The 21,306-nt window shown below is 56.2% G+C and carries 19 protein-coding genes and 1 tRNA gene; 19 read left to right on the plus strand and 1 reads right to left on the minus strand.

Going from position 1 to position 21,306, the window contains the following annotated elements:
- From ACXAH3_RS15910 to ACXAH3_RS15920, 3 genes are all read left to right on the plus strand, one after another.
- Positions 1–67 (plus strand): EF-Tu C-terminal domain-related protein (locus tag ACXAH3_RS15910; protein ID WP_377609519.1); only part of this gene is annotated, 67 nt, incomplete at its 5' end.
- Positions 68–438: 371 nt separating this feature from the next.
- Positions 439–1,035: an NYN domain-containing protein gene (locus ACXAH3_RS15915; RefSeq protein ID WP_474863211.1), complete on the plus strand. Its 597-nt coding sequence runs from the start codon at positions 439–441 to the stop codon at positions 1,033–1,035.
- A 286-nt stretch (positions 1,036–1,321) separates the two neighbouring features.
- Positions 1,322–1,528, plus strand: coding sequence for a cold-shock protein (locus ACXAH3_RS15920; RefSeq protein WP_474863213.1), 207 nt, complete (start codon positions 1,322–1,324; stop codon positions 1,526–1,528).
- A gap of 220 nt (positions 1,529–1,748) precedes the next feature.
- Here ACXAH3_RS15920 and ACXAH3_RS15925 read toward each other — a convergent pair whose 3' ends face one another.
- Complete coding sequence (locus tag ACXAH3_RS15925; protein WP_474863215.1) at positions 1,749–2,609, minus strand: class I SAM-dependent methyltransferase; 861 nt, start codon at positions 2,607–2,609, stop codon at positions 1,749–1,751.
- Positions 2,610–2,712: 103 nt separating this feature from the next.
- On the opposite strand from ACXAH3_RS15925, the gene ACXAH3_RS15930 reads away from it, so the two are divergent.
- The 16 genes from ACXAH3_RS15930 to ACXAH3_RS16005 all read left to right on the plus strand — a co-directional run.
- A tRNA-Trp gene (locus ACXAH3_RS15930) sits at positions 2,713–2,788 on the plus strand.
- A 91-nt stretch (positions 2,789–2,879) separates the two neighbouring features.
- A complete protein-coding gene (locus tag ACXAH3_RS15935) occupies positions 2,880–3,539 on the plus strand; it encodes a DUF1007 family protein (protein ID WP_474863217.1) in 660 nt (219 codons plus the stop codon).
- Positions 3,527–4,564, plus strand: a complete 1,038-nt coding sequence (locus tag ACXAH3_RS15940; protein ID WP_474863219.1) for a nickel/cobalt transporter — start codon at positions 3,527–3,529, stop codon at positions 4,562–4,564. Before ACXAH3_RS15935 ends, ACXAH3_RS15940 begins: the two co-directional genes overlap by 13 nt.
- Before the next feature lie 69 nt (positions 4,565–4,633).
- Entirely contained in the window at positions 4,634–4,825 is a 192-nt protein-coding gene (gene secE / locus ACXAH3_RS15945) for a preprotein translocase subunit SecE (protein ID WP_474863220.1), read from the plus strand.
- Between the two features lie 155 nt (positions 4,826–4,980).
- Positions 4,981–5,514 (plus strand): transcription termination/antitermination protein NusG, encoded by a 534-nt coding sequence (gene nusG / locus ACXAH3_RS15950; RefSeq protein WP_474863222.1) that lies wholly within the window; start codon positions 4,981–4,983, stop codon positions 5,512–5,514.
- 105 nt (positions 5,515–5,619) lie between these two features.
- Positions 5,620–6,045, plus strand: coding sequence for a 50S ribosomal protein L11 (rplK, locus tag ACXAH3_RS15955; protein WP_142854942.1), 426 nt, complete (start codon positions 5,620–5,622; stop codon positions 6,043–6,045).
- A gap of 1 nt (position 6,046) precedes the next feature.
- Positions 6,047–6,745 (plus strand): 50S ribosomal protein L1, encoded by a 699-nt coding sequence (rplA, locus tag ACXAH3_RS15960; protein WP_474863224.1) that lies wholly within the window; start codon positions 6,047–6,049, stop codon positions 6,743–6,745.
- Positions 6,746–7,195: 450 nt separating this feature from the next.
- Positions 7,196–7,708: a 50S ribosomal protein L10 gene (gene rplJ / locus ACXAH3_RS15965; protein ID WP_474863226.1), complete on the plus strand. Its 513-nt coding sequence runs from the start codon at positions 7,196–7,198 to the stop codon at positions 7,706–7,708.
- Positions 7,709–7,780: 72 nt separating this feature from the next.
- A complete protein-coding gene (gene rplL, locus ACXAH3_RS15970) occupies positions 7,781–8,158 on the plus strand; it encodes a 50S ribosomal protein L7/L12 (RefSeq protein WP_474863227.1) in 378 nt (125 codons plus the stop codon).
- A gap of 244 nt (positions 8,159–8,402) precedes the next feature.
- Positions 8,403–12,539, plus strand: a complete 4,137-nt coding sequence (gene rpoB / locus ACXAH3_RS15975) for a DNA-directed RNA polymerase subunit beta (protein WP_474863228.1) — start codon at positions 8,403–8,405, stop codon at positions 12,537–12,539.
- 50 nt (positions 12,540–12,589) lie between these two features.
- Entirely contained in the window at positions 12,590–16,846 is a 4,257-nt protein-coding gene (rpoC, locus tag ACXAH3_RS15980) for a DNA-directed RNA polymerase subunit beta' (protein ID WP_474863230.1), read from the plus strand.
- A 116-nt stretch (positions 16,847–16,962) separates the two neighbouring features.
- Complete coding sequence (locus tag ACXAH3_RS15985) at positions 16,963–17,844, plus strand: DMT family transporter (protein ID WP_474863232.1); 882 nt, start codon at positions 16,963–16,965, stop codon at positions 17,842–17,844.
- A gap of 299 nt (positions 17,845–18,143) precedes the next feature.
- Complete coding sequence (gene rpsL, locus ACXAH3_RS15990) at positions 18,144–18,515, plus strand: 30S ribosomal protein S12 (protein ID WP_008182915.1); 372 nt, start codon at positions 18,144–18,146, stop codon at positions 18,513–18,515.
- Between the two features lie 12 nt (positions 18,516–18,527).
- Positions 18,528–18,998: a 30S ribosomal protein S7 gene (gene rpsG, locus ACXAH3_RS15995; protein ID WP_424940975.1), complete on the plus strand. Its 471-nt coding sequence runs from the start codon at positions 18,528–18,530 to the stop codon at positions 18,996–18,998.
- A 21-nt stretch (positions 18,999–19,019) separates the two neighbouring features.
- Positions 19,020–21,137 carry an elongation factor G gene (gene fusA, locus ACXAH3_RS16000; RefSeq protein ID WP_474863234.1) on the plus strand — a complete coding sequence of 706 codons (2,118 nt, stop codon included), beginning with the start codon at positions 19,020–19,022 and terminating at the stop codon, positions 21,135–21,137.
- Between the two features lie 60 nt (positions 21,138–21,197).
- The coding region (locus ACXAH3_RS16005; RefSeq protein WP_474861802.1) for a GTP-binding protein at positions 21,198–21,306 on the plus strand (109 nt) is incomplete at its 3' end.

Consider the following 21,306-nt stretch of genomic DNA (forward strand, 5'->3'; position numbering starts at 1 on the left):
GCGCTTCGCCATCCGCGAAGGCGGCCGCACCGTTGGTTCGGGCGTTGTGTCGAAGATCATCGAGTAATTGCGATAGCAATTCTTGAACGGAAAGGGCGTCCTTCGGGGCGCCCTTTTTGGTTCAAGCCGCGAGATGATCTGAGACGCACCTCAAACATGTGTCGAAGATTATCGAGTAAGAACGCCTAGCGTTCTGACAGTGACAGGTGAATTGGCGTAGCCAAATCGCCGAGAGCCTAGAGAGACAGAAGTTTAGAAAGGGGCGCTCTCAGGAGTGCCCTTTTTGCGTGCGTGAAGTGAAAGCCGTTGACGGTTGATCAACAGACTCGTCAGTTGTTAGGAACAACCGTATCAATCTAAGCGCGATAGGTTGTGCTGACTTTGCTCTGAATGGTATTAGAGCCTGACAAACCTGTTCGTATTTTTTGGATATCTCTTTTGTTGTTTCTGATCATTGTTGCGGCCATCTCGGTAGCTGCTCTTATCTTCGCTTTTTTAGTTCCTGCGTGGTCTGCAATTATCTTGATCGCAGCACCAAGCGCGGTTGCAGCAGTTGTACTGTTGCTTATCCAAAGACGACCCGGAAGCGTCAAAGATCACTCACAAAGGCGGGTGGTTGTAGACGGTTCAAACGTTATGCACTGGCAAGATGGAGAGCCATGTTTCGAGCCTCTGCACGACGTGGTGGGAGAGCTCAAAAGGCTAGGGTTTTCGCCAGGCGTAATGTTTGATGCGAATGCTGGATACTTGTTGGTAGGAAAGTACCAAGACGACGACAAACTGGCAAAGCGATTGAAGCTACCCGAAGATGCCGTTGTTGTGGTTCCAAAAGGCCAATCGGCGGATCCGGTTATCCTTCAGGCGGCAAGAGATCTAAATGCCATTGTCGTGACCAACGACCGATATCGCGATTGGGTTGGAGATTATCCTGAAATTCACGAACCGGGTTTTCTCATTCGTGGTGGATATAAATCTGGCAAACTTTGGTTGGATGGGAAGATTGAAATATCACAGAAGGCTGCCTCCCCAACTTGAATTGATGCCCTTCGGTCGTAGGCAGATGATTAAAACACAAGTTACAGAACCTGTTTTGCGTGGTTTGCATCGAATTGAGTCGTAGACCCTCACCGATATTCGCCTAAATTCAGACTTTTAATGAGCTGGGTTGCAATTTCGCGTGGGGTCGCCCAAATGAGCCCTGCTAACGTTTTTCTTTTTCGACCAACTGTCTCCTATCCTGGCGTTCAGTCTTTCGATCCAGACCGACCTCGCCAGGCCGCTGCACTTCCGCGAGCGGCAACCTAATTAGGAGACTACGGATATGGCCAACGGCACCGTAAAATGGTTCAATTCCACTAAAGGCTTCGGCTTCATCGCACCGGAAACCGGCGGCAAAGACGTGTTTGTACACATCTCGGCTGTTGAGCGTTCGGGCCTGACCGGCCTGGCTGATGACCAGAAAGTAATATTCGACGTTGAAGCAGGCCGCGACGGTCGCGAGTCGGCTGTGAACATCGAACTGGCATAAGCTTTTTCGAATGCAGTTTTGAAACGCGGCCCTTGTCTGAGGGTCGCGTTTTGCGTTTCCGGGTGATTGTGGGTTTGCCCCTTACCTCCCCCCAAAAAAATCCCCTCCAGAACGCGCGAGTTCGCTGGGGAAAGCGGCAATGGCGGGTTTCTGTCCGGCCTTTCGTTTCCTTGGGTTGGACGAGGGTCTTCGGATTGAGCAAGCGTTGTTGCGCAGCTACCTATCGCCTGTTCGGGGGGCGACCCTTTTCGGCATAGTGGCCAGCGCGCTCGACCTTTGGGTTTTGTTCCAAGGTCCAAATTTGGTCCGCCATTGGCCGCGCCACTGCGTCCAGTCCCGCATCCAGCAACCGCCGTCTGGCGCGCCGCATATTGCGCAGGCGTTCGTATGGTGTCAGCGGTGACACCATCGCGCGCTCGATGAATTTTTCGTGGATCGGGCGCGTGTTCAGAAAGGCGACTGTATGGTCGGGGATGCAGGCGACTGGCGTGAAGAATTTGTGCAGACGCTCCATCTGGATGGCGATCCAGGGCAGGCGCCAGAACAAATAGTCCTGTTGCACCACCAAAGACCGACCGGGGATAAGCGCCGGAAAGAACGTGCGTGTCATCTGGTCCATGGTCTGAATGGATTTTGACGCGTCCATCACAAGGATCTCGATCGGGTCACCTTCCCAGGTCTGATCCTCGATCTGTCCCGGATGGAGCGACACGCGATCCGTCCAGGGGGACAGCAGATCCGTTGCAAGTTCGAGGATGCTATTGCCTTCGAATGGGGTAACACCCTGATCGTACAGAATACGCGCCTTGGCCTCGTCATTTGCGAGAAACCTGTCATAGGCGTGGATCAGTCCCGGATGTCCCGCCTGTTTGTGACCCGCTGCGAGACGGGCGGTGGACCCGCCGGCGAAGCAGCCCAGTTCCACCACAGCACCGTCGCCCTGCATCCATTCCGATGTGGCCCAGAAATAGAATTGCTGTTCCTCAGGCGCCAGCATGGTTGGCACCTTCGCGGCGTCTTCCAGCAAAGCTGGGTCGAGGGTCTTCCACGGGCTGTCTTTGAATACTGCCGGATCGGTCATCTGCGGGGCCTGTTTTTTCGGGTTAGGTGGAAGATAGCACCAAAAATGTCAATGAAACCTCTTGATAATCCCGCCGCGCTGGCATAATCGCTTTCTCGGTCATAGGGGTATAGCTCAGTTGGTAGAGCGACGGTCTCCAAAACCGTAGGTCCCGGGTTCGAACCCTGGTGCCCCTGCCACCACCAACCAACAACAATTCGTTCCAGCGAAGCCCCGCGCATATCGTCACGGGCGGTTGTTTGCGTGACGATGGCGCGCTACATCCCTGTTATGATATCACTTCGTTCCGCGTTCTTGTCTGTTCCCTTCGTCGCTGCCACGGCCCTGCCGCTGGCCAGTCATCCGCATGTGTTCATCGATGCGGGGGCGAATCTGATTTTTGACGACACGGGCCGACTGGCTGCCGTGCGGGTGTTCTGGGCCTATGACGAGTTCTATTCGCTGCTGTTGGTCGAAGATAACGGGCTGGATGCGGATGGCGACGGGATCCCCGAGCAAGCCGCGCTGGACGCCTATGCTGGGAAGGACGTGGATTGGGCTGCTGGTTTCCCCGGCGATCTGTATCTAAAAGATAAAGATGTCGAAATTGCGCTGTCCGGCCCGCTGGAGCATGGCATGCGATATGAAGATGGACGCGTTATCACGTGGCATATTCGCCCGCTGGAAACCCGCGTAACGGTCGATTCGGAACCTCTGCTGGTGCAGATCTATGATCCCACATTCTTTGTCGCCTATGATGTGCGCCTGCCGGTCACGGTCGAAGGTCGCGAGGGCTGTCGGATCGAGCACGTCCCCGCAGACCTAGGCGCAGCTTATGACAAGGTGGAAAGCCTGCTTTATGGTCCCGACAGCGTTGAGTATTCCGAGGACAATTATCCCGAAGTGGGTGATCTGTTTGCCGACCAGTTGTTGCTGACATGCTCCGCGTAATCTCGATCCTTTCGGCGGTCATTCTGGTGGTTGGCGTAGCGCTTTGGGCGACCGGCGTGCTGGATGGCGTGTCGGCTTGGGCTGCAGATTGGCAGCGACAGGTGCAGACCTCGATGGCGCGCGGGTTGAGGGCGCTAAGGGCAGGGGAGCCGGGCGCGTTGGTGACCCTGCTTACCATCTGCTTTTCTTATGGTTTCTTTCATGCTGTCGGGCCGGGGCACGGTAAAGTGCTGATAGGGGGCTATTCTTTGGCCTCGAAAGCAACCATGTGGCGGATGTCTATGGTTGCGTTGCTGTCGTCGCTTGCGCAGGGATTTACTGCGATTCTGTTGGTATTTGCGGGTGTGCTGGTCTTGAACCTGACACGCCAGCAAATGGTTGGGTTGGCCGAGGACTGGTTTGCCGATGCAAGCTATGGCGCGATTGCGCTGATCGGGCTTTATTTGTTGCTGCGCGGCGCACGGAAGCTGTTGCGTGTGACGCGGGCCGAAGCACATTCGCACGACCACGACCACGACCACGACCACGACCACGGGCCTCATCACCAAAGTCACGATCATGACGACCATCATCATGAATGCGATCATGTGCATCATCACAGCCATGACCATGCGGGTCACGACCAACATCACCATGATCACACGGATCCTAATTTTTGCCATGATTGCGGCCACGCCCACGCGCCCGGCCTGCACGAGGTCGAGGCCGCCGGAAGCTGGCGCGAACTGGCCGTGCTGATCGCGGGTGTTGCCATCCGTCCTTGCACCGGTGCGCTTTTCCTTTTGGTGCTGACTTGGCAAATGGGGCTGGTTTGGCAGGGTATTCTGGGCGTCATCGCCATGGCACTTGGTACCGCCACTGTGACCATTGTAACCGCCATGGCTGCCGTGGGGCTACGCGGCGGGCTTCTTGCGGGGCTGCTTGAGGGAGGAGGCTCCTTGGCGGCCCGAGCCGTTCCGGTGCTGGAAATCGTTGCGGGCGCGCTGGTGATGATCGTCGCTTTGGGCCTTTTAGGTGTGGTTTGACGGTGAAGGCTTGAAAACCCCGTGCGCATTGCGTAATTGACCGCCTATCATATGAAAGGCCGAAAACAGATGACCAATCCGTTGCAATTCATCCAGCAAGTGCGCGCCGAGGTGTCCAAAGTCACCTGGCCGACTCGCCGCGAGGTTCTTTTGACCACCGGCATGGTCGTTGTGCTGGCTGCAATTACGGCTTTGTTCTTTTCGCTTGTGGATCTTGGCATCCGCAGCGGTCTGTCAGCAGTGCTGGGCTACTTCGGCTAACGCTCCGTCTTTGCCCTTGAAATGAGCGTGTTTCAGGGGTAGTTCGGGCATCACTTCGGGACGGGCGTGCGGCGAATCAAGTTGCACGCCGATTTTTTGTTCCCGGAAACGAAATTGAAATTGTCCCTATGGGGCGCAGGAATGCAGAGGCTGACATGGCGAAACGGTGGTATTCGGTAAGCGTGCTGTCGAACTTCGAAAAGAAGATCGCAGAGGCAATCCGTGCTTCGGTCGAAGAAAAAGGTCTTGAGGGCCAGATCGACGAAGTGCTGGTGCCGACCGAAGAGGTCATCGAGGTGCGTCGCGGCAAGAAGGTCACGACCGAGCGTCGCTTCATGCCGGGTTACGTTCTGGTCCACATGGAAATGTCGGACGAAGGCTATCACCTGATCACGTCGATCAACCGCGTCACCGGCTTCTTGGGTCCGCAAGGTCGCCCGATGCCGATGCGCGATGCTGAAGTGCAAGGCATCCTTGGCCGCGTTGAAGAGGGCGCCGAAGCACCGAAGTTGATGATCAGCTTCGAAATCGGCGAAAAAGTCGCCGTTACCGACGGCGCGTTCGAAGGTTTCGACGGTCTGGTCGAAGAAGTGGACGAAGAAGGCCAGCGCCTGAAGGTGGCTGTGTCGATCTTTGGCCGGGAAACCCCGGTCGAACTGGATTACACGCAGGTCTCGAAGCAGGGCTGACGTGTTGAGAACGTGGGAGGGGCGGTGATCGCGATCATCAAACCAGACCGCGGCAATGAGAGGCAAAGGGACGCGTCCCCGAGCTGTTGTTAAAGGAGAAGCCAAATGGCTAAAAAACTAGCTGGCACGATGAAGCTGCAGGTTCCTGCAGGTCAAGCCAACCCCAGCCCGCCCGTCGGCCCCGCACTGGGTCAGCGCGGCATCAACATCATGGAATTCTGCAAGGCGTTCAACGCCAAGACTCAGGATCTGGAGCCCGGCGCACCGTGCCCGACCGTGATCACCTATTATCAGGACAAGTCCTTCTCGATGGACATCAAGACGCCCCCCGCGTCGTACTTCCTGATCAAAGCCGCTGGTCTGAAGTCGGGTGCAAACAACCCCGGCCGTGAAACCGTTGGTTCGGTGACTGCTGCTCAGGTGAAAGAAATCGCCGAAGCGAAAATGAAAGATCTGAACGCGAACGACATCGAAGCCGCGATGCAGATCATCCTGGGTTCGGCCCGCTCCATGGGCATTGAGGTGAAGTAAGATGGCAAAACTGGGAAAACGTACCACTGCCGCTCGCGAAGCCTTCGCCGGCAAAGAAAATCTGACAGTTGAAGAAGCTGTTGCACTGGTAAAGGGCAACGCCAAAGCGAAATTCGACGAAACCATCGAGATTGCTCTGGCCTTGGGTGTTGACACCCGTCACGCCGATCAGATGGTCCGTGGTGTGATCGGCCTGCCGAACGGCACCGGTAAAACCATGCGCGTTGCTGTGTTTGCTCGTGGCCCGAAAGCTGAAGAAGCTCAGGCTGCTGGTGCAGACATCGTTGGTGCAGAAGACCTGATGGAAACCGTACAGGGCGGCACCATCGAGTTTGATCGCTGCATCGCCACTCCGGACATGATGCCGATCGTTGGTCGTCTGGGTAAAGTTCTGGGTCCGCGCAACCTGATGCCGAACCCGAAAGTTGGCACCGTGACCATGGACGTCAAAGAAGCTGTTGAAGCTGCCAAAGGCGGCGAAGTTCAATTCAAGGCTGAAAAAGGTGGCGTGGTCCACGCTGGCCTGGGTAAAGCCTCGTTCGACGAAGCCAAGCTGGTTGAAAACGTGCGCGCCTTCGTGGAAGCCGTTCAGAAAGCCAAGCCTTCGGGCGCCAAAGGCACCTACATGAAGAAAATCTCGCTGAGCTCGACCATGGGCCCGGGCGTAACGCTGGACGTGGACAACGCAACCGGCAACTGAGTTTCTTCAGTTTGAGAATTGAGAAGGGCGCTCGATCGGGCGCCCTTTTTTCATGCGGTCTGTGTGGATATTTTGAGAAACTTAAATTCTGTGCTAGGATCAAGCAGCTGGGCGGTGGGTCTTTCTTGACCGATCGCCTTGTTAGGGGTTGGAAAACCCGTTCAAACATCCTAAATAGACCGTGCTGACCAGCGTGCGATTCGTCGTGCGCTGTTTTGCGTTTCGTCCGAGACGGTGGGTGAAGCTTAAAAACATGGCCTTTTGGTTCTGTTCGGCGGTTTCATAATTCCTGCCTGAGATGGGAAATGAACAAAAGAATTCCCACGGCCGCTTGGCCTTGGGGCGATTTTGCGAAGGACCCTTATCGCGGACCCGATTGCCGGGTTTTCCTTGAAAACTCGGTAAAATATGAGCCGGAGGGGTCAAACCCTCCATACTTGGAGTGAAACTGTGGATAGAGCACAAAAAGAAAAAGTGGTCGAAGAGCTCGGCCAAATCTTTGAAAGCTCTGGCGTCGTTGTGGTTGCCCACTACGAAGGTCTCACGGTTGCTGAGATGCAGGACCTGCGCGCGCAAATGCGTGAAGTTGGTGGGTCTGTGCGTGTTGCCAAGAACAGGCTCGCCAAAATCGCCCTTGAAGGTAAGCCGGCCGCTTCGATCGCCGACTATCTGACGGGTATGACCGTTCTTGCCTATTCCGAAGATCCTGTGGCTGCGGCCAAGGTCATGGATAAGTACGCCAAAGATAACGAGAAGCTCGTGATCCTTGGTGGTGCTATGGGCGAGGATGCTCTGGATCCTGCTGGTGTTAAAGCTGTTGCTGCTATGCCGTCGCGTGAAGAGCTTATTGCTTCGATCGCTGGCTGTATCGGCGCACCTGCTTCGAACATCGCTGGGGCCATTGGCGCACCTGCTTCGAACATCGCATCCATCTTGTCCACAATCGAGGACAAGGCTGCTTAAGCAATCTTATGAGGCCAACGTAGCGGAATATCCCATCGCGTTGGAACACATCTAAATACGGAAAGAAGTCAAATGGCTGATCTGAAAAAACTTGCTGAAGAGATCGTGGGTCTGACCCTTCTTGAAGCACAAGAACTGAAAACCATCCTGAAGGATGAGTATGGCATCGAGCCCGCCGCTGGTGGCGCCGTTGTTATGGCTGGTGGTGCAGGCGGCGACGCTGGCGCAGCAGCTGAAGAAAAAACCGAGTTTGACGTTGTTCTGAAGAACGCCGGCGCCTCGAAAATCAACGTGATCAAAGAAGTTCGCGGCATCACCGGTCTTGGCCTGAAAGAAGCCAAAGAGCTGGTTGAAGGCGGCGGCAAGATCAAAGAAGGCGTTGATAAAGCCGAAGCAGAAGACATCAAAGGCAAGCTGGAAGCAGCTGGCGCCGAAGTCGAACTGGCTTAAGCTTTACGCTTTTGGGCCCTCGATGGCCTGCAAAAACAAGGCTGGGCCCGGAGAAATCCGGGTCCAGCCGAACCTGTCTTGAAGAGGGCCTGTAAGCAGGTGTTGTTCTGGGAAAGGTTCAATGGATCGGGAGGGAACCCTTGGGCGGGTTTCCATGAATTGGTTCGAACCCCCGTCTCGGACGAGGTGTCGCCGGCGACCCAACGGTTGGCGCCTCAGTTGAGAAATGAAAGGTAAATACCTTATGGCGCAGACCTATCTTGGCCAGAAACGCTTGCGTAAGTATTACGGCAAAATCCGTGAAGTTCTGGAAATGCCGAACCTGATCGAGGTTCAGAAAAGCTCGTATGATCTTTTCCTGAATTCTGGCGATCAGCTTGAACCGATGGACGGTGAAGGCATTAATGCCGTGTTCCAGTCGGTTTTCCCGATTAAGGATTTTAACGAAACTTCGATCCTCGAATTCGTGAAATACGAACTGGAAGAGCCGAAGTTTGACGTGGAAGAATGTCAACAGCGCGACCTGACATATTCGGCGCCGCTGAAAGTAACTCTGCGTCTGATCGTGTTTGATGTGGACGAAGATACCGGTGCGAAGTCGGTTAAGGACATCAAAGAACAAGACGTGTTCATGGGCGACATGCCCCTGATGACGCCGAACGGCACTTTCGTCGTGAACGGCACCGAGCGCGTAATCGTTTCCCAGATGCACCGTTCGCCGGGCGTGTTCTTTGACCACGACAAAGGCAAGACGCATGCATCGGGCAAACTGTTGTTTGCTTGCCGCATCATTCCGTACCGTGGCTCGTGGCTGGACTTTGAATTCGACGCCAAAGATATCGTCTTTGCCCGTATCGACCGCCGCCGCAAATTGCCTGTGACCACCCTGCTGTATGCGCTGGGTCTGGACCAGGAAGGCATCTGTGACGCGTATTACGATACCGTTCAGTTCAAGCTGAAGAAGAACAAAGGTTGGGTCACCAAGTTCTTCCCCGAGCGTGTTGCGGGTACCCGTCCGGTACAGGATCTGATCGACGCCAAGACTGGTGAAGTGATTGCCGAAGCTGGCAAGAAGATCACCCCGCGCGCCGTTAAGAAGCTGATGGAATCGGGCGAAGTTACTGACCTGTTGGTTCCGTTTGATGCCATCGTGGGTCGTTTCGTGTCTAAGGACATCATCAACGAAGAAACCGGCGCGATCTATGTCGAAGCTGGTGACGAGTTGACGCTGGAGCATGACAAAGACGGCGAACTGATCGGTGGATCGTTGAAAGAGCTGATGGATGCGGGCATCACCGACATTCCGGTTCTGGACATCGACAACGTGAACGTGGGTGCCTACATCCGTAACACCATGGCCGCTGACAAAAACATGGGCCGCGATACCGCGCTTATGGACATCTACCGCGTCATGCGCCCGGGCGAGCCGCCAACGGTTGAAGCTGCGTCGGCCCTGTTCGATACGCTGTTCTTTGACAGCGAGCGCTACGACCTGTCGGCCGTTGGTCGCGTGAAGATGAACATGCGTCTGGCCTTGGATGCTGAAGATACCCAGCGTACGCTGCGTCGCGAAGACATTATCGCCTGTATCAAGGCGCTGGTAGACCTTCGTGATGGCCGTGGCGACGTCGACGACATTGACCACTTGGGCAACCGTCGTGTGCGGTCGGTCGGCGAACTGATGGAAAACCAGTACCGCGTTGGCCTGCTGCGCATGGAGCGTGCGATCAAGGAACGTATGTCCTCGGTCGAGATCGACACCGTGATGCCGCAAGACCTGATCAATGCGAAACCGGCTGCGGCTGCTGTTCGCGAATTCTTCGGCTCGTCGCAGCTGTCGCAGTTCATGGACCAAACCAACCCGCTGTCGGAAGTCACCCACAAACGCCGCCTGTCGGCGCTTGGGCCGGGTGGTCTGACCCGCGAACGTGCTGGCTTCGAGGTGCGTGACGTTCACGCCACTCACTATGGCCGCATGTGTCCGATTGAAACGCCGGAAGGGCCGAACATTGGTCTGATCAACTCGCTGGCCACTTTTGCCCGCGTGAACAAATACGGCTTCATCGAAACGCCTTATCGTAAGGTTGTGGACGGCAAGGTCACTGACGAAGTGAACTACATGTCCGCCACCGAGGAAATGCGTCACACCGTGGCTCAGGCCAACGCGCATTTGGACGAAGAAGGCCGGTTTGAAAACGATCTGGTGAATACCCGTCAGTCGGGCGAATACACGATGGCTCAGCGTGAAAGCGTTGATCTGATCGACGTGTCGCCCAAGCAGCTGGTTTCGGTCGCTGCATCGCTGATCCCGTTCCTTGAAAACGACGACGCCAACCGCGCCTTGATGGGTTCGAACATGCAACGTCAGGCTGTTCCGCTTCTGAGGGCCGAGGCTCCGTTTGTTGGCACCGGTATCGAAGGCAAAGTTGCCATCGACTCGGGTGCTGCCATTCAGGCCAAACGTGGCGGTGTGATCGACCAAGTTGACGCAACCCGTATCGTTGTACGCGCCACCGAAGACCTTGGTCTGGGTGATGCGGGCGTAGACATCTATCGACTGCGCAAGTTCCAACGTTCGAACCAGAACACCTGCATCAACCAGCGTCCGCTGGTGAAAGTTGGTCAGCGCGTGTCCAAAGGCGAAGTCATCGCCGATGGTCCGTCGACCGATATGGGTGAACTGGCTCTGGGTAAAAACGTGGTCGTCGCGTTCATGCCTTGGAACGGCTATAACTACGAAGACTCGATCCTGATCTCGGAACGTATCGCACGTGACGACGTCTTTACTTCGGTTCACATCGAAGAATTCGAAGTCGCTGCTCGTGACACCAAGCTTGGGCCGGAAGAAATCACTCGTGACATCCCGAATGTCGGTGAAGAAGCGCTGCGCAACCTCGACGAGGCTGGCATCGTTTACATCGGTGCGGATGTAGAACCGGGCGACATTCTGGTTGGTAAGATCACCCCGAAAGGCGAAAGCCCGATGACGCCGGAAGAAAAGCTTCTGCGCGCCATCTTTGGTGAAAAAGCTTCGGATGTTCGCGATACCTCGCTGCGTGTGAAGCCGGGTGACTTCGGTACCGTTGTTGAGGTCCGCGTCTTCAACCGCCACGGCGTTGAAAAAGACGAACGTGCCCTTCAGATCGAGCGCGAAGAGGTCGAAAGCCTTGCCCGCGACCGTGATGACGAGCTGCACATTCTGGAGCGCAATATCTATGCCCGCCTGAAGGACATGATCTTGGGCAAAGTGGCTGTCAAAGGCCCGAAAGGCGTGAAAGCTGGTTCGACCATCTCGGAAGAGCTGCTGGAAGGTCTGTCGCGCGGTCAGTGGTGGCAACTGGCGCTTGAGGACGAAGACGATGCGAAAATCGTTGAAGCCCTGAACGAACAGTTCGAAGCTCAGAAACGTGCTCTGGATGCCCGTTTTGAAGACAAGGTCGAAAAAGTCCGTCGTGGCGACGATCTGCCGCCGGGTGTGATGAAGATGGTTAAAGTCTTCGTTGCCGTGAAGCGTAAGCTTCAGCCGGGCGACAAGATGGCCGGTCGTCACGGGAACAAAGGTGTTATTTCCAAGGTTGTACCGATGGAAGACATGCCGTTCCTGGCCGATGGTACGCCGGTTGACTTCTGTCTGAACCCGCTGGGCGTTCCGTCGCGTATGAACGTTGGTCAGATTCTTGAAACCCACATGGGTTGGGCCGCACGCGGTCTGGGTCTGAACGTGGACGAAGCTTTGGACGAATATCGCCGCTCGGGTGATCTGACTCCCGTACGCGAAGCCATGCGCATCGCCTATGGCGACGATGTCTATGAAGAAGGCATCACCGGCATGGACGAAGACGAGCTGGTGGATGCAGCGGGCAACGTGACCCGCGGTGTTCCGATTGCCACCCCGGTCTTTGACGGCGCCAAAGAGGCTGACGTGAACGACGCGCTGACGCGTGCCGGTTTCGACACCTCGGGTCAGTCGGTTCTGTTCGACGGTCGTACCGGTGAACAGTTCTCGCGCGAAGTCACTGTCGGCGTGAAGTACCTGCTGAAACTGCACCACTTGGTCGATGACAAAATCCACGCGCGTTCGACCGGTCCGTACTCGCTTGTTACGCAGCAGCCGCTGGGTGGTAAGGCGCAGTTCGGTGGTCAGCGCTTCGGTGAGATGGAAGTCTGGGCTCTGGAAGCATATGGCGCGGCCTATACGCTGCAAGAGATGCTTACCGTCAAGTCGGATGACGTTGCTGGCCGTACCAAAGTGTACGAGAGCATCGTCAAAGGCGAGGACAACTTCGAAGCCGGCGTGCCGGAATCGTTCAACGTTCTTGTCAAAGAAGTCCGCGGCCTCGGCCTTAACATGGAACTCCTGGATGCGGAGGGCGAGGAGTAAGGCGCCCGCCTTACTCCTCCCACCCTTCCCCTGATTAAAGGAAACGCAAAATGAACCAGGAACTGACAACAAACCCGTTCAACCCGTTGGCCGCCCCCAAGGTGTTCGACGAGATCAAAGTCTCGCTTGCCAGCCCGGAACGGATCCTGTCGTGGTCGTATGGCGAGATCAAAAAGCCCGAGACCATTAACTATCGTACCTTCAAGCCCGAGCGTGACGGCCTGTTCTGTGCGCGTATCTTTGGCCCGGTCAAAGACTACGAATGTCTGTGCGGCAAATATAAGCGCATGAAGTATCGCGGCGTTGTCTGCGAGAAATGTGGTGTTGAAGTTACCCTTCAGAAAGTACGCCGCGAGCGTATGGGCCATATCGAGCTGGCAGCTCCTGTCGCGCATATCTGGTTCCTGAAGTCGCTGCCGTCGCGCATCGGCCTCATGCTGGACATGACCCTGCGTGATCTGGAACGTATCCTGTACTTCGAAAACTACGTTGTGATCGAGCCGGGCCTGACGGATCTTCAGTATGGTCAGCTGATGACCGAAGAAGAGTTCATGGACGCCCAGGACACCTATGGCATGGATGCCTTCACCGCCAATATTGGTGCTGAAGCGATCCGCGAGATGCTGTCGGCGATCGACCTGGAAGCCGAAGCCGAGCAGCTGCGCGCTGATCTGGCCGAAGCAACCGGCGAATTGAAGCCCAAGAAGATCATCAAGCGTCTGAAGATCGTTGAATCGTTCATTGAATCGGGCAACCGTCCCGAATGGATGATCCTGACCGTGATCCCCGTGATCCCGCCAGAGCTGCGCCCGCTGGTGCCGCTGGATGGTGGCCGTTTCGCGACCTCGGATCTGAACGATCTGTATCGCCGCGTGATCAACCGGAACAACCGTCTGAAGCGTCTGATCGAGCTGCGCGCCCCTGACATTATCGTCCGCAACGAAAAGCGGATGCTGCAGGAATCCGTGGATGCTCTGTTCGACAACGGCCGTCGTGGCCGCGTGATCACCGGCGCCAACAAGCGTCCGCTGAAATCGCTCAGCGACATGTTGAAAGGTAAGCAGGGTCGCTTCCGTCAAAACCTTTTGGGTAAGCGCGTCGACTTCTCGGGCCGTTCGGTCATTGTGACCGGTCCGGAACTGAAGCTGCACCAATGTGGTCTTCCGAAGAAGATGGCGCTGGAGCTGTTCAAGCCGTTCATCTATTCGCGTCTTGAAGCCAAAGGCCTGTCTTCCACTGTGAAGCAAGCCAAGAAACTGGTGGAAAAAGAGCGTCCCGAAGTTTGGGATATCTTGGACGAAGTGATCCGCGAACACCCGGTTATGCTGAACCGTGCTCCTACGTTGCACCGTCTTGGCATTCAGGCGTTCGAACCGGTTCTGATCGAAGGTAAAGCCATCCAGCTGCACCCGCTTGTTTGTTCGGCGTTCAACGCTGACTTCGACGGTGACCAGATGGCAGTGCACGTACCGCTTTCGCTGGAAGCCCAGCTGGAAGCCCGTGTCCTGATGATGTCGACGAACAACGTTCTGTCGCCGGCCAACGGCGCACCGATCATCGTTCCGTCGCAGGATATGATCCTTGGCCTTTACTACATCTCGATGGAGCGTGAAGGCATGAAGGGCGAGGGCATGGTGTTCTCGGACGTGGACGAAGTGATCCACGCCTTGGACGCTGGCGAAGTGCATTTGCACGCCAAGGTTCAGGCACGTCTGCCGCAGGTCGATGACGAAGGTAACACCGTCATGACCCGCTTTGAAACCACGCCGGGTCGTATTCGTCTGGGCGCGCTTCTGCCGCAGAACAACAAGGCACCGTTTAGCCTTGTGAACCGTCTGCTGCGTAAGAAAGAAGTGCAGCAGGTCATCGACACCGTGTACCGTTACTGCGGTCAGAAAGAATCGGTTATCTTCTGTGACCAGATCATGTCGATGGGCTTCAAAGAAGCGTTCAAGGCTGGCATCTCGTTCGGTAAGGACGACATGGTTATTCCGGACACCAAATGGCCGATTGTGGATGAAACCCGCGATCAGGTTAAAGGGTTCGAACAGCAGTACATGGACGGTCTGATCACTCTGGGCGAGAAGTACAACAAAGTTGTAGATGCCTGGTCGAAGTGTAACGACAAAGTCACCGACGCTATGATGGACACGATTTCGTCCAACAAACGCGACGAGAATGGCGCCGAAATGGAACCGAACTCGGTTTACATGATGGCCCACTCGGGTGCGCGTGGCTCGGTTACGCAGATGAAACAGCTGGGCGGCATGCGCGGCCTGATGGCCAAACCTTCGGGCGAGATTATCGAAACGCCGATTATCTCGAACTTTAAAGAAGGTCTGACCGTGCTCGAGTACTTCAACTCGACTCACGGTGCCCGTAAGGGTCTGTCGGATACCGCTCTGAAAACTGCGAACTCGGGTTATCTGACCCGTCGTCTGGTTGACGTGGCACAGGACTGCATCGTGCGCGAGCAGGATTGCGGCACCGAAAACTCGATCACAGCAGAGGCTGCTGTGAATGACGGTGAAGTCGTGTCGTCGCTGGCCGAGCGTATTCTAGGTCGCGTTGCTGCCGAGGATGTTCTGGTTCCGGGCACCGAAGAGGTGCTGGTTGCCAAGAACGAAATCATCGACGAACGCAAAGCCGACGCCGTGGAAGAGGCCGGCATTGCAGCCATCCGGATCCGCAGCCCGCTGACCTGTGAAAGCGAAGAAGGCGTCTGCGCCAACTGTTACGGTCGTGACTTGGCCCGCGGTACCAAGGTGAACATCGGTGAAGCTGTCGGCATTATCGCTGCGCAGTCGATCGGTGAACCTGGCACGCAGCTGACCATGCGTACGTTCCACATTGGTGGTGTTGCACAAGGTGGCCAGCAGTCGTTCCAAGAAGCCAACCAAGAAGGCAAGATCGAGTATCGCAACGCGTCGGTACTGGAAAACCGTGACGGCGAGATCGTCGTTATGGGCCGCAACATGGTTATGGCCATCATGGACGACAACGGTGAAGAGCGTGCCTCGTTCAAGATCGGTTATGGTTCGAAACTGTTTGTCAAAGACGGCTCTGATGTGGCCCGTGGCGACAAGCTGTTCGAATGGGACCCGTTCACCTTGCCGATCATCGCTGAAAAAGACGGTACAGCGAAGTTCGTTGACCTTGTCAGCGGCATCTCGGTTCGTGACGAAACCGATGACGCAACTGGCATGACCCAGAAGATCGTATCGGACTGGCGCGCTGCCCCCAAAGGCAACGAGCTGAAGCCCGAGATCATCTTGGTCGCAGAAGATGGCGAGCCGGTCCGCAATGATGCGGGCAACCCGGTGACCTATACGATGTCGGTTGACGCCATCCTGTCGGTTGAGGACGGGCAGGGCGTAAAAGCTGGTGACGTTGTCGCGCGTATCCCGCGTGAAGGTGCGAAGACGAAAGACATCACCGGTGGTCTGCCGCGTGTTGCTGAACTGTTCGAAGCACGTCGTCCGAAGGATCACGCGATCATCGCCGAAATCGATGGTTACGTGCGCTTTGGCCGCGACTACAAGAACAAGCGTCGCATCTCGATCGAGCCTGCGGATGAAGCGATGGACACCGTCGAATATATGGTGCCCAAAGGCAAACACATCCCGGTTGCCGAAGGTGACTTCATCCAGAAGGGTGAATACATCATGGACGGTAACCCGGCGCCGCACGACATCCTGTCTATCATGGGTGTTGAAGCCTTGGCCGACTACATGATCGACGAAGTTCAGGACGTGTATCGTCTGCAGGGCGTGAAGATCAACGACAAGCACATCGAAGTGATCGTGCGCCAGATGCTGCAGAAATGGGAGATCCTGGATTCGGGTGAAACCACGCTTCTGAAAGGCGAACACGTCGATAAAGCCGAATACATGGCTGCGAACGAAAAAGCCGCCGCCGAAGGGCGTCGTCTGGCCTCGGCCGAGCCGATCCTTCTGGGGATCACCAAGGCTTCGCTGCAGACCCGTTCGTTCATCTCGGCTGCGTCGTTCCAGGAAACCACCCGTGTTCTGACCGAGGCTTCGGTTCAGGGTAAGAAAGACAAGCTGGTTGGCCTGAAAGAGAACGTAATCGTCGGCCGTCTGATCCCAGCTGGTACTGGTGGGGCAACCCAGCAGGTTCGCGCCATCGCTCAGAAGCGCGACCAGAAGGTGATCGAAGAAGCCCGCGCCGAGGCCGAGGCCGCAGCCGCGCTGGCCGCACCTGCCGAGGATGTCTTTGGCGATGCGCCCGAAGACGATCTGGGTCTGGTCGAAACACCCGAAATGGGTGGCGACGAGCAGCCCTGATCAGCGCTGACATAAGATTTGGAAAGCCCCGCCTTGTGCGGGGCTTTTCTTTTTGGCTTGGCCTACATCGGAAACGCTGATTAGGTGTCCGGACGCATTCAAGGATTTACTCCACTATGCCCTCGGACAATTTCAAAGCCGCCGTGTTGATGACTGGCTCGATGGCCGGCTACACGTTCAACGACGCCTGCATGAAGGCGCTATCGGCAACGATGCCGTTAGAGCAAGCAGTGTTTCTGCGCGGTGTTTCGACATGTGTTTTGCTTTACATTCTTGGCCGCTATCTGGGGGCGATGCGGTTTGACCTGCCAGTTCGGGATTGGAAGCTGATCAGTTTGCGCTGTATCGGGGAAATCGGGGCAACCTATTGCTTCCTGACCGCGCTTTTTCACATGCCAATCGCAAATGTCACCGCGATCCTACAGGTCCTGCCATTGGTAATAGCGCTGGCTGCGTGGGCCTTCCTGTCCGAGCCCTTGGGCTGGCGACGTTTGGCGGCCATTGGTGTGGGCTTTATTAGCGTTCTTCTGATTATCCAACCCGGCACGGGGTTCTCAATCTGGTCTCTTTACGCTTTGGCCGCCGTTGGGTTCATCACTTTCCGCGATCTGATTGTGCGCAAACTGTCGCCCGAAACGCCGTCGATGACGGTTGCGCTGACCACTGCAGCCTCCATAACCATCGGGTTCGGCGTCGCGTCCGCCTGGGTCGAGTGGGTGCCCATCGGCGGATGGTCCGCAGCGATGTTGTTTTTCGCCTCTTTCTTCATCTTCTTGGGATACCTCTTCTCGGTCATGGTGATGCGCGTGGGCGACATCGCCTTCGCAGCCCCTTTCCGGTATACGGGTCTTATCTGGGCGTTGATCCTTGGGCTTGTTCTGTTCAGCGAATGGCCAAACCAACTGACACTGATCGGCGCAGCAATTGTCGTAGCCACCGGCCTGTTCACCTTGTTTCGGGAACGCCATCTGGCCCGCGCGGGGCACGACACGCCGTGACTTTGGGATGATGGTGCCGGGGCAACTGTTGACAGCCCCGTCGCAACCCCTTATACGCGCGAGCATCCAGCTGGGTGAACCCCGGCTATCCAAGTATTGAGGGATCAAGTTCGGGCTACTTTGAAGCGCCGATCCTCTGTGAACCAACCGCGACGTTTGCCTCGGAATGGAAACGCTCGCGGGTTTTCGTTTTGCGGGCGCGTACGGGGGATCCTGTCACAAACCTGTAACGCGAAACAGATTTAACCGCGTGGGGGCTTCCCTGCGTAGACTGAGTTGAGAAACGGGAAAAGAGCCCTATGCCAACGATCCAACAGCTGATCCGCAAGCCGCGTCAGCCCAAAGTCAAGCGTTCCAAGTCGCAGCACCTGGAATCTTGCCCCCAAAAGCGCGGTGTATGTACCCGCGTTTACACCACGACCCCGAAAAAGCCGAACTCGGCTATGCGTAAAGTTGCGAAGGTTCGCCTGACCAACGGCTTCGAGGTTATCTCCTACATCCCCGGTGAAAGCCACAACCTTCAGGAGCACTCGGTGGTTCTGATCCGTGGCGGTCGTGTAAAAGACCTTCCGGGTGTCCGTTACCACATCCTGCGTGGTGTGTTGGATACCCAAGGCGTCAAAGACCGTAAGCAACGTCGTTCGAAATACGGCGCCAAGCGTCCGAAGTAAGGAGAGTCAGATATGTCTCGTCGTCACGCCGCTGAGAAGCGCCAGGTCCTGCCCGATGCCAAATTTGGTGATGTGGTTCTGACCAAGTTCATGAACAACCTGATGATCGATGGTAAGAAATCGGTTGCAGAAAAAATCGTTTACAACGCGCTGGATCGCGTTGAAGACAAAATCAAGCGTGCCCCCGTGGAAGTGTTCCACGAAGCGCTGGATAACGTTAAGCCGTCGGTCGAAGTTCGCTCGCGCCGCGTGGGTGGTGCCACCTACCAGGTTCCGGTTGAAGTTCGTCCCGAGCGTCGCGAAGCACTGGCCATTCGCTGGTTGATCACCGCCGCGCGTAACCGCAACGAGAACACCATGGAAGAGCGTCTTGCCGGCGAACTTCTGGATGCTGTCAACTCGCGCGGGACTGCCGTTAAGAAACGCGAAGACACTCACAAAATGGCCGACGCCAACAAAGCGTTCAGCCATTACCGCTGGTAACGCCAAGGAAGGACGAACACCATGGCACGCGAATATCCGCTCGAGCTGTACCGCAACTTCGGTATTATGGCTCACATCGACGCAGGTAAAACCACCTGTTCCGAGCGTATCCTGTATTACACCGGCAAATCCCACAACATCGGTGAGGTGCACGATGGTGCAGCCACCATGGACTGGATGGAGCAGGAGCAGGAACGCGGCATCACCATCACCTCGGCTGCGACGACCACCTTCTGGGAACGCACCGAAGACGGTGAAACCGCTCAGACGCCCAAGCACCGCATGAACATCATCGACACCCCCGGTCACGTTGACTTCACCATTGAAGTTGAACGCTCGCTGGCGGTTCTCGATGGTGCTGTCTGTGTTCTGGACGCCAACGCTGGCGTTGAACCCCAGACCGAAACCGTGTGGCGTCAGGCTGACCGCTACAAGGTTCCGCGTATGGTGTTCGTCAACAAGATGGACAAAATCGGCGCTGACTTCTTCAACTGCGTAAACATGATCGAAGACCGTACCGGCGCACGCGCTGTTCCGGTTGGCATTCCGATCGGTGCAGAAACCGAGCTGGAAGGCCTGATCGATCTGGTCAACATGGAAGAGTGGCTGTGGCAGGGTGAAGACCTTGGCGCATCGTGGATTCGTGTTCCTATCCGTGACAGCCTGCAAGACATGGCAAACGAGTGGCGCGAGAAGATGATCGAAGCCGCCGTTGAACAAGACGACGACGCCATGGAGGCTTACCTGGAAGGTAACGAGCCCGACGTCCCGACCCTGCGCGCCCTGCTGCGCAAAGGTACCTTGGCGCTGGACTTCGTTCCGGTTCTGGGTGGTTCGGCGTTCAAAAACAAAGGTGTGCAGCCGCTGCTGAACGCCGTAATCGACTATCTGCCCAGCCCGCTGGACGTTGTTGATTACATGGGCTTTAAACCCGGTGACGAAGAAGAAACCCGTGACATCGCCCGCCGCGCGGACGACGACATGGCCTTCTCGGCTCTGGCGTTCAAAATCATGAACGACCCCTTCGTTGGCTCGCTGACCTTTACCCGTATCTATTCGGGCGTTCTGAACAAGGGCGACAGCATCCTGAACTCGACCAAAGGCAAGAAAGAACGCGTTGGTCGTATGATGATGATGCACTCGAACGATCGTGAAGAGATCGAAGAAGCATTCGCAGGCGACATCATCGCGCTGGCCGGTCTGAAAGACACGACCACTGGTGACACCCTGTGTGACGCGAAAGATCCGGTTGTTCTGGAAACCATGACCTTCCCCGATCCCGTTATCGAGATCGCGGTTGAGCCGAAGACCAAAGGCGACCAAGAAAAAATGTCGCAAGGTCTGGCGCGTCTGGCTGCTGAAGACCCCTCGTTCCGCGTGGAAACTGACCTGGAATCGGGCCAGACCATCATGAAGGGCATGGGTGAACTTCACCTGGACATCCTGGTGGACCGTCTGAAGCGCGAGTTCAAAGTGGAAGCCAACATCGGTGCCCCGCAGGTTGCTTACCGCGAGACCATCTCGAAAGCGGTCGAGCACACCTACACCCACAAGAAACAGTCGGGTGGTTCGGGTCAGTACGCTGAAGTCAAAATGGAAATCATGCCGACTGAAGCTGGTGAAGGCTATTCGTTCGAAAGCCGCATCGTTGGTGGTGCAGTTCCGAAGGAATACATCCCTGGTGTTGAAAAAGGCATCAACTCGGTTATGGACAGCGGCCCCTTGGCTGGCTTCCCCGTGATCGACTTCAAGGTTGCCCTGAACGACGGTAAATTCCACGACGTTGACTCGTCGGTTCTGGCCTTCGAAATCGCTGCACGTATGTGTATGCGTGAAGGCATGCGTTTGGCTGGCGCCAAGCTGCTTGAGCCGATCATGAAAGTGGAAGTGATCACGCCCGAGGAATACACCGGTGGTATCATCGGCGACCTGACCTCGCGTCGTGGTCAAGTGGCTGGCCAAGAGCCGCGCGGCAACGCCGTAGCGATCGACGCCAACGTGCCGCTGGCCAACATGTTCGGCTACATCAACACGCTGCGTTCGATGTCTTCGGGCCGTGCGCAGTTCACGATGCAGTTCTCGCATTACGACCCGGTTCCGCAGAACATCTCGGACGAAATTCAGGCGAAATTCGCCTAATCGAAATAGCCGGGCAGTGACCCATTGCTGCCCGGCCCCTTAGATTAACAGGAGGCCATCATGGCTAAGGAAAAGTTTGAACGCGGTAAACCGCACGTTAACATCGGCACGATTGGTCACGTTGACCACGGCAAGACCACTCTGACGGCAGCGATCACCAAATTCTTTG

It is taken from the genome of Aliiroseovarius sp. ABM4_368, assembly GCF_056161205.1.

Coding starts and splice junctions, on each gene's coding strand:
- ACXAH3_RS15920 (WP_474863213.1), top strand. CDS start 1,322: ATGGCCAACGGCACCGTAAAATGGTTCAATTCCACTAAAGGCTTCGGC.
- ACXAH3_RS15925 (WP_474863215.1), bottom strand. CDS start 2,609: ATGACCGATCCGGCAGTATTCAAAGACAGCCCGTGGAAGACCCTCGAC.
- ACXAH3_RS15935 (WP_474863217.1), top strand. CDS start 2,880: ATGATATCACTTCGTTCCGCGTTCTTGTCTGTTCCCTTCGTCGCTGCC.
- ACXAH3_RS15940 (WP_474863219.1), top strand. CDS start 3,527: ATGCTCCGCGTAATCTCGATCCTTTCGGCGGTCATTCTGGTGGTTGGC.
- secE (WP_474863220.1), top strand. CDS start 4,634: ATGACCAATCCGTTGCAATTCATCCAGCAAGTGCGCGCCGAGGTGTCC.
- nusG (WP_474863222.1), top strand. CDS start 4,981: ATGGCGAAACGGTGGTATTCGGTAAGCGTGCTGTCGAACTTCGAAAAG.
- rplK (WP_142854942.1), top strand. CDS start 5,620: ATGGCTAAAAAACTAGCTGGCACGATGAAGCTGCAGGTTCCTGCAGGT.
- rplA (WP_474863224.1), top strand. CDS start 6,047: ATGGCAAAACTGGGAAAACGTACCACTGCCGCTCGCGAAGCCTTCGCC.
- rplL (WP_474863227.1), top strand. CDS start 7,781: ATGGCTGATCTGAAAAAACTTGCTGAAGAGATCGTGGGTCTGACCCTT.
- rpoB (WP_474863228.1), top strand. CDS start 8,403: ATGGCGCAGACCTATCTTGGCCAGAAACGCTTGCGTAAGTATTACGGC.
- rpoC (WP_474863230.1), top strand. CDS start 12,590: ATGAACCAGGAACTGACAACAAACCCGTTCAACCCGTTGGCCGCCCCC.
- ACXAH3_RS15985 (WP_474863232.1), top strand. CDS start 16,963: ATGCCCTCGGACAATTTCAAAGCCGCCGTGTTGATGACTGGCTCGATG.
- rpsL (WP_008182915.1), top strand. CDS start 18,144: ATGCCAACGATCCAACAGCTGATCCGCAAGCCGCGTCAGCCCAAAGTC.
- rpsG (WP_424940975.1), top strand. CDS start 18,528: ATGTCTCGTCGTCACGCCGCTGAGAAGCGCCAGGTCCTGCCCGATGCC.
- fusA (WP_474863234.1), top strand. CDS start 19,020: ATGGCACGCGAATATCCGCTCGAGCTGTACCGCAACTTCGGTATTATG.